The sequence below is a fragment of the Roseimicrobium sp. ORNL1 genome (assembly GCF_011044495.1).
Classification (GTDB): Bacteria; Verrucomicrobiota; Verrucomicrobiia; order Verrucomicrobiales; family Verrucomicrobiaceae; genus Roseimicrobium.
The window spans coordinates 5,699,329-5,713,783 of the sequence record NZ_CP049143.1; the positions used below are offsets into that span (position 1 = coordinate 5,699,329).

9 protein-coding genes and 1 other RNA gene are annotated in these 14,455 nt (G+C 55.4%); 2 read left to right on the forward strand and 8 right to left on the reverse strand.

What is annotated here, in order from left to right; all coding sequences use genetic code 11:
• Positions 1 to 45: 45 nt before the first annotated feature.
• On the reverse strand, positions 46 to 999 hold the full coding sequence (locus G5S37_RS22970; protein ID WP_165207039.1) for a hypothetical protein: 954 nt from the start codon (positions 997 to 999) through the stop codon (positions 46 to 48).
• A gap of 381 nt (positions 1,000 to 1,380) precedes the next feature.
• Between G5S37_RS22970 and G5S37_RS22975 the strand changes: the two genes are divergently transcribed.
• Entirely contained in the window at positions 1,381 to 2,649 is a 1,269-nt protein-coding gene (locus G5S37_RS22975; protein ID WP_165207041.1) for an ABC transporter substrate-binding protein, read from the forward strand.
• A gap of 510 nt (positions 2,650 to 3,159) precedes the next feature.
• On the opposite strand, the gene G5S37_RS22980 is transcribed toward G5S37_RS22975, so the two are convergent.
• The 6 genes from G5S37_RS22980 to ssrA form a co-directional block, all read right to left on the reverse strand.
• Positions 3,160 to 4,563, reverse strand: coding sequence for a dicarboxylate/amino acid:cation symporter (locus G5S37_RS22980; RefSeq protein ID WP_165207043.1), 1,404 nt, complete (start codon positions 4,561 to 4,563; stop codon positions 3,160 to 3,162).
• A 153-nt stretch (positions 4,564 to 4,716) separates the two neighbouring features.
• The gene (locus G5S37_RS22985) at positions 4,717 to 5,298 is read right to left on the reverse strand and encodes a hypothetical protein (RefSeq protein ID WP_165207045.1); all 582 of its coding nucleotides are present in this window, start codon (positions 5,296 to 5,298) and stop codon (positions 4,717 to 4,719) included.
• Positions 5,299 to 5,414: 116 nt separating this feature from the next.
• Positions 5,415 to 6,152, reverse strand: a complete 738-nt coding sequence (locus G5S37_RS22990; protein WP_165207047.1) for a response regulator transcription factor — start codon at positions 6,150 to 6,152, stop codon at positions 5,415 to 5,417.
• Positions 6,153 to 6,438: 286 nt separating this feature from the next.
• On the reverse strand, positions 6,439 to 6,843 hold the full coding sequence (locus G5S37_RS22995) for a hypothetical protein (protein ID WP_206026114.1): 405 nt from the start codon (positions 6,841 to 6,843) through the stop codon (positions 6,439 to 6,441).
• Positions 6,844 to 7,152: 309 nt separating this feature from the next.
• Positions 7,153 to 8,994, reverse strand: a complete 1,842-nt coding sequence (locus G5S37_RS23000; RefSeq protein ID WP_165207051.1) for a carboxypeptidase-like regulatory domain-containing protein — start codon at positions 8,992 to 8,994, stop codon at positions 7,153 to 7,155.
• A gap of 408 nt (positions 8,995 to 9,402) precedes the next feature.
• Positions 9,403 to 9,753, reverse strand: a transfer-messenger RNA (tmRNA) gene (gene ssrA / locus G5S37_RS23005).
• A 134-nt stretch (positions 9,754 to 9,887) separates the two neighbouring features.
• Between ssrA and G5S37_RS23010 the strand changes: the two genes are divergently transcribed.
• Positions 9,888 to 10,112 carry a hypothetical protein gene (locus tag G5S37_RS23010; protein WP_165207053.1) on the forward strand — a complete coding sequence of 75 codons (225 nt, stop codon included), beginning with the start codon at positions 9,888 to 9,890 and terminating at the stop codon, positions 10,110 to 10,112.
• A gap of 248 nt (positions 10,113 to 10,360) precedes the next feature.
• Here G5S37_RS23010 and G5S37_RS23015 read toward each other — a convergent pair whose 3' ends face one another.
• Positions 10,361 to 14,176 carry an AAA domain-containing protein gene (locus G5S37_RS23015; protein ID WP_165207055.1) on the reverse strand — a complete coding sequence of 1,272 codons (3,816 nt, stop codon included), beginning with the start codon at positions 14,174 to 14,176 and terminating at the stop codon, positions 10,361 to 10,363.
• Positions 14,177 to 14,455: the final 279 nt, after the last annotated feature.

The window sequence follows — 14,455 nt, forward strand, 5'->3', positions numbered from 1 at the left end:
GAGAACCTCTCGCTTCGCCTCGCTCTTCCCTGCTTGAGGTCGAGTTTACGACGATCTCTTCATTGGGAGATGAGTCCTTAGGCTCATATACCCTGGAGAACCTTCCGTCATATCCTTGATGCCTCGCATGCCGTCTAATTTTGGCTGGGATGGCAGAGATTGCACGGCACCCATCTTTATCTCCTTGAGCTTCCAGACTTCTCTCACCTGAATTTCTTCACTATTTGCGAAATACAATGTCTTTTGAATTTCTGTTGGCCAAGCTCCGTTTTCGTACTTGTCACCACTTACAATCCAATCGCACCGGACCGAGCCGTCTCGTATTTGGACCACGCGGCGGATCACTCCCTTTGCTGTGTCGAACCAGAAGAGGATCTCCATTTTATCTTGCTCCAAACCGATGCGCCATTGTGGACTCTCTTCGCCAAGCCCCTTGGGAAGGGCGAAGTCGGCAGGTATCATTTCAAGTTTGGCAGACGGCCTTTCCAAGTTCATCCGCAAGAATCCCCAGAGTCCGTCAACGATAATCAAGGGCCTCATTTGCTCTATCTTATAGACCGTAAGCTCCTTGTTCGCGAAGGATGTGTTGTAACACATCCCATCCCCTGGGACGAGCCACTCTTCCACCGAAGGATTTTGGAGATCTGGTTCACTTGAACCTTCTATCCTGGACGCATAGGCATCGGCGCTTAACAGCGAGGTGACAATTTTCTGATAGGTTACCCGCGGTTTGCTTACATCCCTATTCCCAGGATATGGTCTCCTTGTCCTTTCCTCGTACATGTGAATGACGCGCGACAATTCCGCAATTGAAGTTTCATGCCTCACTTCCCAAACGAATTGACTACCATAACTCAACTGGATCTGAGCCTTAAGCCTCTCTGCGGGAGACAAGACATCCTCTGAGTGGGCGAAAACTGGAGCCATCAGCATGAAGCAGGCTCCGATCATCAGACGGGCGCCCGCCATGCATGGTATTAGGTGGCAGTGGTGGCTCATGGTAATCGCCGGTTATAAAAATCTGCGCTGATAACTTCGTGCCACAGCCAATTCGCGTGATGAATGTTGTAGTGAGCGTAGTTGCGGCAGCAACCATCCACGGACATTTCCTGACGCTTGTCGAGATTTATTCGATGGTCGATGGCATGGACCATCCTTGCTCCGTACGTGAAACGTCCGTGGCACATATTTCATTGGCATCCTCGAGGTGTATTTTCATTTAGCAACTGCCTCCCCAAGCCCCGGGGAAGACCATTTGTCTTGACCGTATGCCTTCAAACACGCAATCCTTCCCTTGGCTCCACTTCCAAGTGTGATGCCACTTCCCAGGTACAGGAAGTGGAAGGACCAGCAGATAAACACTGTGAGATCCCTATTCCGATGAACTCCACGCTTCTCAAGCCCGCTCTTCTGAGCGCCTTCGCTTTAGTTCTCCTCGTTGCCAACTGCCTTTCGCAGGACACGTCTGCAGATGGATACAAAATTGGAGTGATACTCGCGACCTCCGGCCCGGCCAAAGACATTGGAGAACCGGAAGAGAAGGGACTCAAGGCACTGATGTCCCTTACAGGCCCCCTTTCCTGGAGTGGCAGATTAACGCTGGAGTATCGGGATTCTGCAGGAAAGCCTGAGCGGGCACTTGAATACCTGGAGCAGTTCAGCAAAGACCCCAACGTTGTCGCCGTCATTGGTCCCAGCACCTCGGGCGAAGCCATCCCCCTGGCACGCAAAGCGGCAGAGTATCAGCTTCCCCTGCTCACTCTGGCTGCCAGCAAGAAGATCACGCAACACCCTGAAGACCCTTCACGAACCAATCCCTGGGTCTTTCAGTTCGCACAAACCGATGAGCTGGCAGCTCAAAAACTCCTGGCGACGCTGGCAGTTCAATCAGGGAGCGCCAGGAAGATAGCATTCCTCTATTCTGAGGACGCCTTCGGAAAGAGTGGCGCGGAAGTTTTCCTGGAAGTAGTGAAGCGTGCCTCCAGCACTGAGGTTGAGGACGGATTCGGAAAAAGCGGAGCAGAAGTTGTTCGGGAGGTAGCAAAGCGCGAGTTCGGCGTTCAAGTTGCTCACCATGCGAGTTATCCGCATGATCTCACCCATCCAGAGGCCGTCATAAACGCCATCCGGGGAGAAGCTTCTGCGGTGGTGATATGGGGAACCTCTCCCGGACCGGCGTTGCTGGTGGCAGCCCTGCGCAAAACAAAGCCTCAGCTCCCTATCTATCTCAGCCATGGAAATGCCACGCCCTCATTCCTCAAGGAGGTTGGTTCGGCTGGGGAGGGAGTCATTCTGATGGGTTCCCGCGTGCTGTTGCCGCTGGAGAACAACAAAAATGCATCCACCGAAAGGGATATGATCGTCGAAGGATTCCAGAGGTTTTGGAGCACACGATTCGATTCCCCACCCTCTCACTTCGCCGGGCATGCCACGGATGCCCTGAATGCCGTTTTGAGCGTGATCCAAGGCCGCGAGATCCTCTCCAGAGACAAGATTCGCGCGGCATTGGAATCACCCGGCAAATTCACCGGCATCACCGGCAACTTCCATTTCACGCCCGATGACCACGCCGGCCTGGATCTAAGCTCGCTGGAGGTGTTTGTGGTGCGGGATGGTCAGTTTGCTGTCTTTGATCCGACAAAGAAGTGAGCATATGGAGTTATACCAAAGGAAATTGAAACCGGGTCTCTATATGAAAGACGTCGGACACCTAGAGTGGTTCATGCCGCCAGGGTACCCATGGAACACGGACATGGCACAGGCCCAAGGATCGGGAACGCCTCGTTCCCGTGGGTGAATGGGTCCATGACGCATATCCGCCGCAGCACTCTTCGGGAGCACGGGGGGCTCGACATGCAACATCCACAAGCATGGTGACCGCTGACCGGAACGAGGCGTTCCCGATCCTTGGGCCTGCCGCAACACGCTGGGCAAGATCGTCGCGTTTCAAGACCTGTTTCCAACTCGTCTTGGTATTAGCAATTGAACAATATCGGCACGTCTCGTGATGTATCCGACGCGAATCGGCCATATGTTTCCATGAAGGGCCCATGTCGCGCGCATCGCCTTGGAGTGCGTGTACGCAAGGGGATGCGCCCCAGTGTCATGTCCCGTCACCGGGGTTACTCAGATCACGAAACGTTTGACGACTCCCGCTTCTCAGCGAGGCACCACGTCACGGGGGGACTCAGTCTCTACCGTGATGTTTATCGCGATTCCAAGTTCCGCGTTCTCAGCGACACCCTCCCCACCATTCTCACCGAGCGGGGCCGCATTCTCATCCCTCTTGTGCTTGAGCACAGCACTCAGTTGGGCGGGGGTCACTTCCTTTTCCCAACGGCTGATGACGACCGTTGCCACGCCGTTGCCCACCAGGTTCGTGAGCGCACGGCATTCGCTCATGAACCGGTCGATACCGACCAGAAGCGCCAGGGATGCCATGGGCACCGTGGGTACGGCAGAGAGCGTGGCGGCCAGCGTGATGAAGCCTGCGCCCGTGACACCACTGGCCCCCTTGGACGAAATCATGGCCACCAGCAGCAGGCTGATCTGCTGCCCCACGCTCAGCGGAGTGTTCGTCGCCTGCGCGAGGAAGACCGCCGCCATGGTCATGTAGATATTGGTGCCGTCCAGATTGAAGCTGTAGCCGGTGGGAATCACAAAGCCGACCGTGGACTCCGCGCAGCCGAGGCGTCGCATCTTCTCCATCATGCCGGGCAGCGCCGTTTCCGAGGAACTGGTGCCGAGCACGAGAAGCAGCTCTTCCTTGATGAAGGCAATGAACCGGAAAATGGAGAAGCCGGACCACCACGCGATGGTGCCCAGGACCACGACCACGAACAAAATGGACGTGGTGTAGAAGGCCATCATCAGAGAGAAGAGCTTCTGCAGAGAACCAATGCCGTGACTCCCCACCGTGTAGGCCATGGCGCCGAAGGCAGCCAGCGGGGCGACCTTCACAATGATGTGCATGATGCCGAAGAAAATCTTCTCCCCGTGAGCGAGCGCGTGGAGAATCGGCCGCCCCTTCTCGCCAAGAGCCGCCACTGCGAATGCCGTGAGGGTGGCGACCAGCAGCACCTGCAACAGTTCCCCGCTCGCGAACGCATCAAAGTACGAGCGTGGAATCATGTTCAGGAAGAATTCCGTGGTCGTCGCTGCGTGCGAGGCCTTCTCCGCGTAGCCCTGGCCAATGCTCGCATCCAGCTTGGTGACATCAATGTTGAACCCCGCTCCCGGCTTCCACGTATTCACCACCACCAGGCCTATGATCAGGGCGATGGTGGAGACCACTTCGAAATAGACCAGCGCCTTCACCCCGATGCGTCCGAGCCTCTTCAGGTCTCCCATGGAGGCGACGCCATGCACCACAGTGCAAAAGATGATGGGGGCGATGATCATCTTCACCAGCTTGATGAAGCCATCGCCGAGTGGCTTCAGGGACTTCCCCCATTCTGGGAAAACGTAGCCGGTGAGGATTCCCAGAAATACCGCCAGCAAGACCTGGATGTACAGGATGCGATACCACGGTTTACGGGGGGCCGGAATGGCAATGGCGCTCATGTTTCGTCAAAAATGCGCCCCAGCGATATCAGGTTTGCCCCACTGGCGCAATAGATGCCTTCGCAAGCCTTCGAATCTGCGGGGAGCGCCGTGCAAGCAAGTCGTGCAGATGCTTTCCGAAGGCGCACGTCACCACGGGCAGCGAGCCTGCCCCTACCTCTTCGAATCCCAACCGGCGGGAATCAGTCCGGCATCAAACATGGCGTTCAGAGTCTTTCCAATGTCCCAGTCTCTTCCTGGGCCTCGTTGCCAAAAGGCCACTTCTGTGATGTCCCCTGTACGATTCTGGTAGAGCACAAGACGGTAGGGCTCTTCCTGGCCGGATCCCGTTTGTTGATAAACATCCACTGCGCCAAATTTCACAGGCAGGCTCTGGAGGTGCGTCAGTTTCACCTTGGCGATGGCATGTCCATAGGGTTGCTGCCGCATGCGCACTATCTCCTCACGCGAAAACGCCCTGTCGGAAGCCTCGGCATTGATTCCTCCCACGACGGAGACGTTTCTATAGCGATCAGAGGTTTTGTAATGGTGGTCAGCCCACCCGTGCAACCAGTGTTTGCGCCACCTCTTTCCATCAACGCGAACCCATTCGGGTTTCGGCACGGGTGGCCAAGGGGCCGCGTTCTTCTTGCCCCAAATGGTGGAATCCTCCATCACACTGCAAGACGTCGAAACTTGCACAAGGAAGCAACATGCGATGATGAAGAGAAGTCTCGACGGGAGCAGCATTTTCATGGTGTTTCAGCACTCGCCTTGGATTCGCAATCCGCAACGAACACAGGATATAAACACACTTGTCCAGCTCGCTCCCCCGGAATTCGCCGAACACCCAACAAAGTGGTGGAGAGGCCTCAATGCTGAGACTGCTCAGGACCCCTGACGAGTCCGCCCGTTTCCACCCAGCGCATGGCCATTCTCACCACATCGGCCGCATACTTGTAGTCGAGCTTCTTTTTGATTTTGCCCCGGTGCACGTCGACCGTCTTGGGACTGATGCCCAGGTGGGAACTGATTCTCGCGGTGTTCAGCCCCTTCCCCAGAAGCTGCAGCACTTCGAACTCGCGGTCGCTCAGGAGGTGCAGGCCGCCATCCGCACCTCGACGATGCCCCTCATAGTAGGCGGTCAGCAGATGCTCGGACACGGCGGAGGTGACAAAGGGCCTGCCAGTGCTGACGGTCCTCAAGGCGCTCTCGAAGGATTCGGCCTCGCTGTCTTTCTTCAGATAACCTCTGGCTCCCGCTTTCAAGACCCGATCCGTATACAGCATTTCGTCATAGACGGAGATGACCAGAATCTTGAGCTGGGGATACCTGACATGCAGAGCACGAACGAAGTCGAGACCATTGCTGTCAGGCAGAACGACATCGACCAGCAAGATGTCCGGCACACGCAGCTTCAACTTTTCCTCCGCGTGCGCCGCCGCGTGCGCACACCACACACAGCGGAATCCCTCCAGGCTGGCCGTGAGAGCCTTCAGCCCTGCTCGTGAGAGGAAGTGGCCATCCACAATGCCTACTGTGCACACGAGCAGTTGCGGCTCGTGCTCCTGCTGTTGTTGTTGCGGTTCTTGCGGCGGCAACTCTTTCATAGGAGCGCAGGCGCTTTGCTTGAAACTGAAGTGCATCGCTTTGGGGGAAAAGTTCGATGAAGGGTCCCCGGCGAGTCGACTCGAAGCTGACGCCTGCCTATTCGCCGGGGTAACAACGCCAGCATGCCACCGCCAAGATGAAGCAAGCGTGAAGCGTGAAATGATTCCGAAGAATATTAATACGTGCGACTAGGCATCGCTTCACCCTCAGCAAAGAGCAGGCCAGGGAATCACGGCATCCTCACCATAGAAGGTGCCACGTGATATCGATAGGCGTCGTTGCGGCTTATCGGGATTCCACATGAATCCTCGCCGCCTCAATCATCACCTTCAGATCTTTCTGCCGTCGCAGGTGCTCCAGAACGCCCCAGTAGCTGATGTTGTCCGCATGGAGCGTTATCGTCTTCGAACCGCTACTTCCAATTTTATAAGTTAGGGCAGGAACACGGATGCCTTGCGTTTGAAGGGCCTCCATTTTGAGCTTCAGGAATTCGAGCACGTCATCCAGCGTTTCATCGTTCCAGTCTACACGGGGAACATGCAGGGACTTCAGAAGCTGCACCATTTCGTGATTGTCGGACTTCGCGTCCAGCATGCGCGGCGGGGCCACTGCGTGCTTCTCTCGCAGTTCCGTGGCAAGGACGTGGCCATGAGTGGCAAGCATCGTAGTCAAGACGATGGCCAGCGCCATGGCGCTCCCACATCGACGCACGTACGCGTTGGCGACCCTTCTCATTCTACTCCTTGGCATTCTTGATCGACTCCGAAATCATGGCATTCACCCGCTCACGGCGCTCGGCAGCCAGTTGCTCCTCAAGCTGGACCAGTTCGTCGTATCTGTCGAGTCCCACGATCACGAACACGCGAACGGGTGAATCCGATTTTGCCCTCTGGCAATTCAACCCCTGTCCGAATCGCCATCAATGAAAGTGTCTCCGTGCGTAGTAAGTCATTTGGTCTCGGAGTGGCGGCTGCGAGTCACGGCACCCCATACCGAAGCCTACCGTCTCTCGTATGCCACCTGAATCTCCTCCCACCTCTTGGCTCTTGTCCTCTCCACCCATTCATGAAAGAACATGAGCTTCGCGGGGGGCAGCACACCTTCTCCACCGGCACGCAGGGCGTCGTATTCACCATGGTGCCATTGGCGCCTGTCTTCCTGTGCCAGGATTTTCCCATCTTCGACGCGATGGGTTTGATAGAATTGGTTCATGTGATGGCTGACGGACCGGATCAGAGCCTTCTTCTCGTCAGCGGTCAGTGACTGTCCCTTGCGCACGCTCAGGTATTGGCCGACCCAGTTTTTGCCAGTGTTAAGCTTATCCATCTCCAGGAACAATTGGAACGCTTGCTCGCCCAACACCATCTTCGCTTGTTTCTCGAAGTCCTCACCTGCGGCGCGAAGGGAAGCAGTATAGGCGGCGTTGGAAGGGAAACTGGAGTTGGCGACGGCAATCTCCGCATCCTCCCGCTGCACCAATGCCGTGATAAATGACTCCTCCTTCTCCGATGGAAGCGACGCCTCCTTCAGGAACTCCGCGTGACGTTTCCGGAAAGTCTGACGCCTCATTTCCTCCTGCCATGTCTTCGAGTCCTTCCAGACCAGGTCGATCTTCATGTCATGCACGTCTCCTTCGAGTGTGCCCTCAATGCTCAGATTGGGGGCATCGATCTCAAAACCTCGATTGACGCTCCTGGCGTAGTGATCTTCTGGCGAATCAGGGAAGCGCATGGCGATGACTTCACCCTTCGGAAGTCCACCGCATTCGAACCGGCCATCCGGACTCAGATCGACAATCTTCGAGTCCCACGCCACATCGCGACCGATGATGATGCGGGAGTTCGCCGGAAACTTTTTTCCATCTGGAAGCAAAAACTGCCCACTCAATGTGCAAGCCCGCTGAATGACGAGGTCATTCGTCTGCACCGTCTCCTCATCGGCCCCGGTGTTGACGATACAAACCGGCAAGGCACCTCTGCCGGTGAGACTTTCCATCTTGCCATACACTGCCAGCTCATCCTGCGCCGGCACGTTGAACAAGTAGAAGGAGCCGTCCTTCCCCGTCTCAGCCTCCACGAACGGGAGGTCCTTTTCAAAAGAACGTTGCGCCTGGATGGCGCCCATCTTCACTCCGGGAGCGGGCTGCCCCTTTTCGTCCAGCACCCGCCCCGTGATGGTGACACCTCGCGAAAGTTTGATTTCCAGCGGCTGCGGAATCCCATCACGGCCCAGCGATGACTCAGCCTGCGCGGAACCCCAGCCCTCTGCCGAAATGCGCAGCCACATCGTCTGCGCGGGTTTGGACCAGACGAGCGCGAACTTTCCCTCCGCATCCGTCAGGGCCATGCGGTCCACTCCAGGAGCCGCGACGGTTCTGATTCGTGCTCCGGCAATCGAGTGACCATCGGAGCCCACCACGTGTCCATGGGTCACTTGCTTCGGAGGAATCGATGCCAGATCACGCGATTTCAGCGACGCATTCGCTGGGGTGGGCTTGGCGGGATCCACATCCTCCACGAACACGGGCGCATGACCATCCGCCAGCACCAGCAGTTCGAAGACAAGGTCATCACTCACACCCTCGATGCGATAACGCCCGTCCGCCCCCGTGCGCACCGACTTCTGGCAGTCCACCCAGCACGTCGGGCACATCGGTGAAGAACCCCTACGCATCCAGGCCGCGTGGACCCTGACCGTGGCGCCTTCGATGGGCTTTGCCCCCTTCCCTTCCCCAGTCACCACGCCTGAAATCTCCCCCGCAGAAACAAGACCAGTTACAGCGAAGGCAAATGCGATAGCAAAAGCAAACGGGACGGGCGGGAACGAGAACGTCGTTTTCATGAGGCTCGAACAACACGTGGAACGGAACGTCACCAGCATCCTACAAGCAGAGCGGTTTGAACCACAAGACGAAACGCAATGAAATCCCGTGGAAAAATTCGACCTCACCTTCATGGTAAAGATTCAACCGCAAGCCGATGACTTCGATCGCCTTCGTCTATCGAGTACGCATCCAGATTCCGAACCAGAAGGTGAGGGTAGTGGCCGATTGCTACAGCACCGGGAGCCATGAGTGGCCTGCGGGAGAGGCAGGGTGAGTGCCATCAATGCGCAAATGAGCAGCAGCAGCGGCATCCAGCGCTCCTCCCCGCCGCTCCCTACAGAAGGTTCATGGTCGGTCCCGGGAAGCGGAACTCACACAACACGAGTCCTCCTTCGGCACTCGCTGTAGATGAGATGAAATAAAAATAGTGGAGGCGAGGGGAGTTGAACCCCTGTCCGAATCGCCATCAATGAAAGCGTCTCCATGCGTAGTAAGTCATTTGATTTCGGAGTGGCGGCTGCGACTCACAGCATCCTCCACACCTAGCGTCCTGTAGATCTCGCCTTGGGGCCGTTCGCCCGCCCGTCAGGCCAGCCTGTAAGTAGTCGCACACCCGGCTCACAGACTTCACCGGGTACACGTCGGGGCACTTAGGCCGCGAGGGCTAGCTCGTTAGAGTTCGCATTTATGGTTTTGATACGATTGTTACGCGGTGACGCATCGTCCGCGGCATGCAGCCCCCACCTCAGACCATCCGTCGAAACCAGGACGCCCCCGAAATGAAAGTCACTAAGGGAGAACGTAACACGGATGATCAAGGACGCCAGTAATTTCGTGTGACGGATCATTTCGAGAAGAATGAATTCCAACCCTTTTGAGGATGGCCGCCTTCGTGCTACCTTCCCGCCAGATGAAACAACAAGACCTACTGCGTAGGACGACGGGAAGGCTCCGTCTCCCCGCAGCCAATCAGACAACAAGACAAGATACGCTTGCTCCGACTGCAACCCGTCCCATCAACCTCTCCACCCTGGCCACCGCCACCGCCGCAGTTCCTGCTGCAACGGGCTGGGAACCCAATGTGCAGTGGAGAGCAGGCCTGGTGAAGCGCGTGAGCAGCCTGATGAGCCGGTGAGCGAAATGGAATCGCGCCAGATCAGACGCGATATCCATCCTCATCACAGCACGCTCATCCATATGCCTATTGGCAGGCACCCTTGATGTGCCCTGCACCGCAGGAGGCGTGACATCACCCACCCACCTGCCGAGACACTCGTTCGTCCCGACCTGAGACGCGGAGGGCACTCTCATGCCCCTCGCGTCCTCTTGTTCGGGACGTCTTGGACTTGTGGCAAACCCAATGCCGAAACCCTCTTCCTCGAGCTATAACTCAAGTGAACCTTGAACTACAGAGTCAGCATCGAATCCTATTTCGCTGCAGACCTTTCTCCACGATCTCTGGGGAATCAAAGCTCTCATCTTTGGCAGCCTCAAGTGATTTGCATGCACTTTTGTTCGGTGCCCAGGCCTCTGACCACACGAACACAGCCAATGCGGAACCTCGCCCCAATAGCCAAAGACAGGCGAGGATTCGCATCGCATAGTGATCATTCCGTTCACGGGTGCAGGAGTTGTTAAATCGCGTGTATAACACCCCTGCTCAATGCATCTCCAATAGTAAGGATGCCCTTCACGCGCTTCCGCGGCTACCATCTCCCTTCTGCAGACAGGACACAGATGGTCGGGCTGATATGCGCCAATCATCTGCTCGGTGCAGTAAAGGTCCCGGACCTCGGTGGAGAACTTGACACTTTCACGCCTGATCGCGAACCCCTGGGGCGAAGGTTTGCACAGCACGGGAAAAGTCGAGGCCCAGACTATGCGATCGTCTATCAGACATAATTTGTCGCGCATCTTAATCTTATGAACAACGACAACACCCACCTCCCGTAGCAAGGTTTCCCCCTTCTCATGAGAAGAGCCCTCTCGGCGTTGTTCTCCCACGGTTTGTGTCACCACGAATGCACGAGCACCCTTTGCGACAAAGGCTCTCAATGATGGCGCAAGAAACTGGACAACGGCAGCATCCAACAAAGGGCTAAAGAGTATCACACACTCGTTCGCAGTATTTATCTCCTCCAAGATTCGAGTCGCAAACTCCCTCCCAAATGCAACCTGCTTTCGTTCGCCACAGCTCGCCATAGCCTCCATAGCGTTGGTGACGCCGTAGCGTTTGTTCATCCATGGCAATAGTTTGCCGCCTACAAATGCACCACCCCCCTTTGACTGCAGCCAGTTTAGGTCTGCAAGGATCACAAGCTTCCTTCTTGCACGCGTAATCGCAACGTTTAGAAGCCTTGAAATATCCTCGCTTGCCGCCGGAGTCATCAGGTTGGCACTGAAGTGTGGTTCATCGACCACGAGATCGAGCAATACAGCGTCTGCTTCATTACCTTGAAAGCTGTGAGCCGTGTTTACGGCAATCTCTGCCTCCAAGCCTTCTTCCCTTACCAATAAATCAATAATCTTCGCGTGAGGACGGTAAGGGGATATGATGAGAACTCTCTTCTTGTCTGCTGTGGACGCGCTGGGCCTGTCCGCACGTAACCAGAGTTTCAATAACTCCAGGCATACCATGGCTGACAGCAGGTTGAAGCGACTTCGGTCTGCTGTTGTATTCCATGCATCGAGACTCCCGGAATCGAGAAGCGTAACCCTTCTCACATCATCTGCAATTCCGGCATGCCATTGCATGATGGATGCGTCGGCACCCTTCTCGCTCACACTGCCGCCATTACGCAGCAGCCCGTCATAGATCAACGCATTCACAATCGCGCTAATGTCGGGATGCATGCGATGCTGCTCCTTGAGCGCGACGAAGTGATGCTGGAACTCCTTGCGTTCATAGGCACCCTGGACACCAGAAGCCTCAAAAATGTCCCTCCCCAGCCAACGCAAAGCAACAGGTTCATCAGATTGAACTATGGGAGGCAACTGCTTGAAGTCTCCAACCGCAACGACCGCTCTGTCAGCCACCGTCGCCGAAGCCCATAGTGCTGGAATTGGCGCCATAGATGCTTCATCAAGCAAGACCGTGTCAAACCTCCTCTCTTGAATCCCATTTCGCATGTACGCACGTGTGAGAGTTGTCGCCAGCACTTTCACTTTGGCCAACAACTCTGCCTCAATCGTCTTCAGGCTTTCTTCGATGGCCTTAATTTCCTCAATGAACTGAGCTACCTGTGCACTCAAGCGATTTCGCTCCGTCACCAACGCGTCATAATCCTTCGAACCAACCTCCCTTTGCGCCTCGGTCCGTGCTCGCGTGATCGAAGACATCTGGCCAAAGACTGTATTCCCGGAGCCAGAACACAATTTCCATTCGACCAACACCTTCACAAGGTGGTCAAGGTCTTGCTTAAGAGCACCCTCCTCTCTGCGCACCTGCGAACGGAGTCTCTCGAGCTCTTCCTTCGACGCCTCATGGCGCCTCATTTGAAGATCGACCGATGTCACAACTTCGTCTGGAAGCCCTCCATTTTCTGACATAAAGCCAGCCACCTCTGCTTCGATGCTGGCCATTTTGCTGCTAAAGCCATTGACCGTGGCCTCGCACTTTTCGACATTTTCCTTCTGGATTTCTAGATAGGATTGACACTCGCTCCTGTAGTGTTGTGACGCCGGCAAGTCTGGAATCGAGGAATACCTCTCCAAACTCTTGATGAGTTCATGTATCTCGTTGAGCATTTGCTCCGAGGCAGCAGCTCTTCTTTCACAGTCCGCAACTACCTCAGCCAGCTTATTCACCTCATTTCTGAGCCCTGACATTTCTTGCTCCTGCTCCTCTGGCTTTGGCAACTTTAGCCACATGCGCTTGATAGATCCGACCGCAAGTGTCTTCTCCAAAAGTTGAGAACTCGAATCCAGTTCCTTCATTTTTTGTTGGTACGCGGCCAAGGCTTCGTTGGCAGTCAGACGCATGGTCGACGCCCTGCCGGTCGCGACTTCAAGCTGAGGCAATGCTCTCAACCGATTTCTCAGCGGTTCACATTCCGCGGCCGACTGGCACATACCATCGGCTTCTCGAAGCTGTGCCGCCGATTCTCCTTCTGCTTTTCGGAGTTCTGGAAGAGTCGCTTTTAAAGAGTCACATTCCCTCTTAAGGCGTAATAATTCTTTAACAGACTCCTGCGCTCTTAAAGCCCTGGTCCTTAGTTCGACCAGGCCCGAAACATCCTTCGCCGACTCCTTCTGATATCGCTCCAGAGCGTCAAGCTTGCCTCGTTTCTCCTCAATTGAGTCAAACCGTGACTTGAATGCATCAAGCTCAGTCGCCATTTCCGCAAGCCACTGAGCAATATCGACCTTTCGATGAACAGCCTGGAGTTCTTTCAGAGCTCTATCTTTCGCATCCTCTGTGCGCTTCTTTTTTTCCTCAAGCTCCCGAGCTCGCTTCTCCGCTACTCGTTTGAGAATTAAGCTGGGTTGGGCTGCCAAGTCAGAACGAACAGGCTCCCCCAGGCGAAGCACATCTCCCTCTTCAAATTTTCCCTTAAGGGCATCTGCGATTCTCAACAACGCCTCGTCGACGGCGGTGTTTGTATGGGAAACAATGAGAAGCGTCTTATTTCGAGTGTAGAGTTGCGCACCGATTTCCCCAATTGTCTGAGTCTTGCCGGTCCCAGGCGGCCCCCAAATGAACGTCGTGTCTCTTCCAAGGACGCTGGCCACCGCATCGCTCTGCTCTACGTTTAGTTGACGGTTGAACCTCTGGAAGTCGACCGGGGAGCCGCTTGGTGCGACCAATCCCAGAATCCTTTCTGCTGCGGGATGTGGAGTTTCTCCTTTTTCCTCGATTCTGCTAATCAGCTTCTCGAGCAGCATCGTCAGATTCGTTATCAGCTTGGCGTTGGGCACTATTCTCCCAAAGTTTACGGGAACATCCAGCGTGACCTCGGTCTCGGTCGACTCTACGATTATGACATTTACATTCTGGCCACTGTCGAGGCGCAACTCACCGGGAGTGTCCGGCGGCACTCGGAGTTGTCTTTGAGTCTGGAATTCGTAATGAAAGCTGCTCCCAATGGGGGCAATCAACTTTCCTTGCGAAAGCAAAACCGCAGTACTTGCGAGGTTCTTTTTTGCGGCCTCAATCTCCTCTCTCAAGGCGACCTTGAATTCTTGAAGATATTCAGGCAATCCCGAGCTGCGTCGTTGGTCAGGAGCACAAACCTCCTGAGGTGAGTGAATGGCTGAACTCCGAGCAGAAGGTCTCTTCTGGGCAGTCACCTCTTTTGTGTCACCGCGAACCTCCAAACCGGTTGTACTTAACTGCGGTTTCTCTGCCAAACGTTCTTGAAGGTTTTTCTGAAGTGTGGCGGCGCGTTTCGACGACCGCGACTTTAGCTCGGCGGCAATCCGACGAAGTTCCTTCACATTTTCCGAGTTTTCTGCTGCAGCTATTTCAAGCTGCTCGAC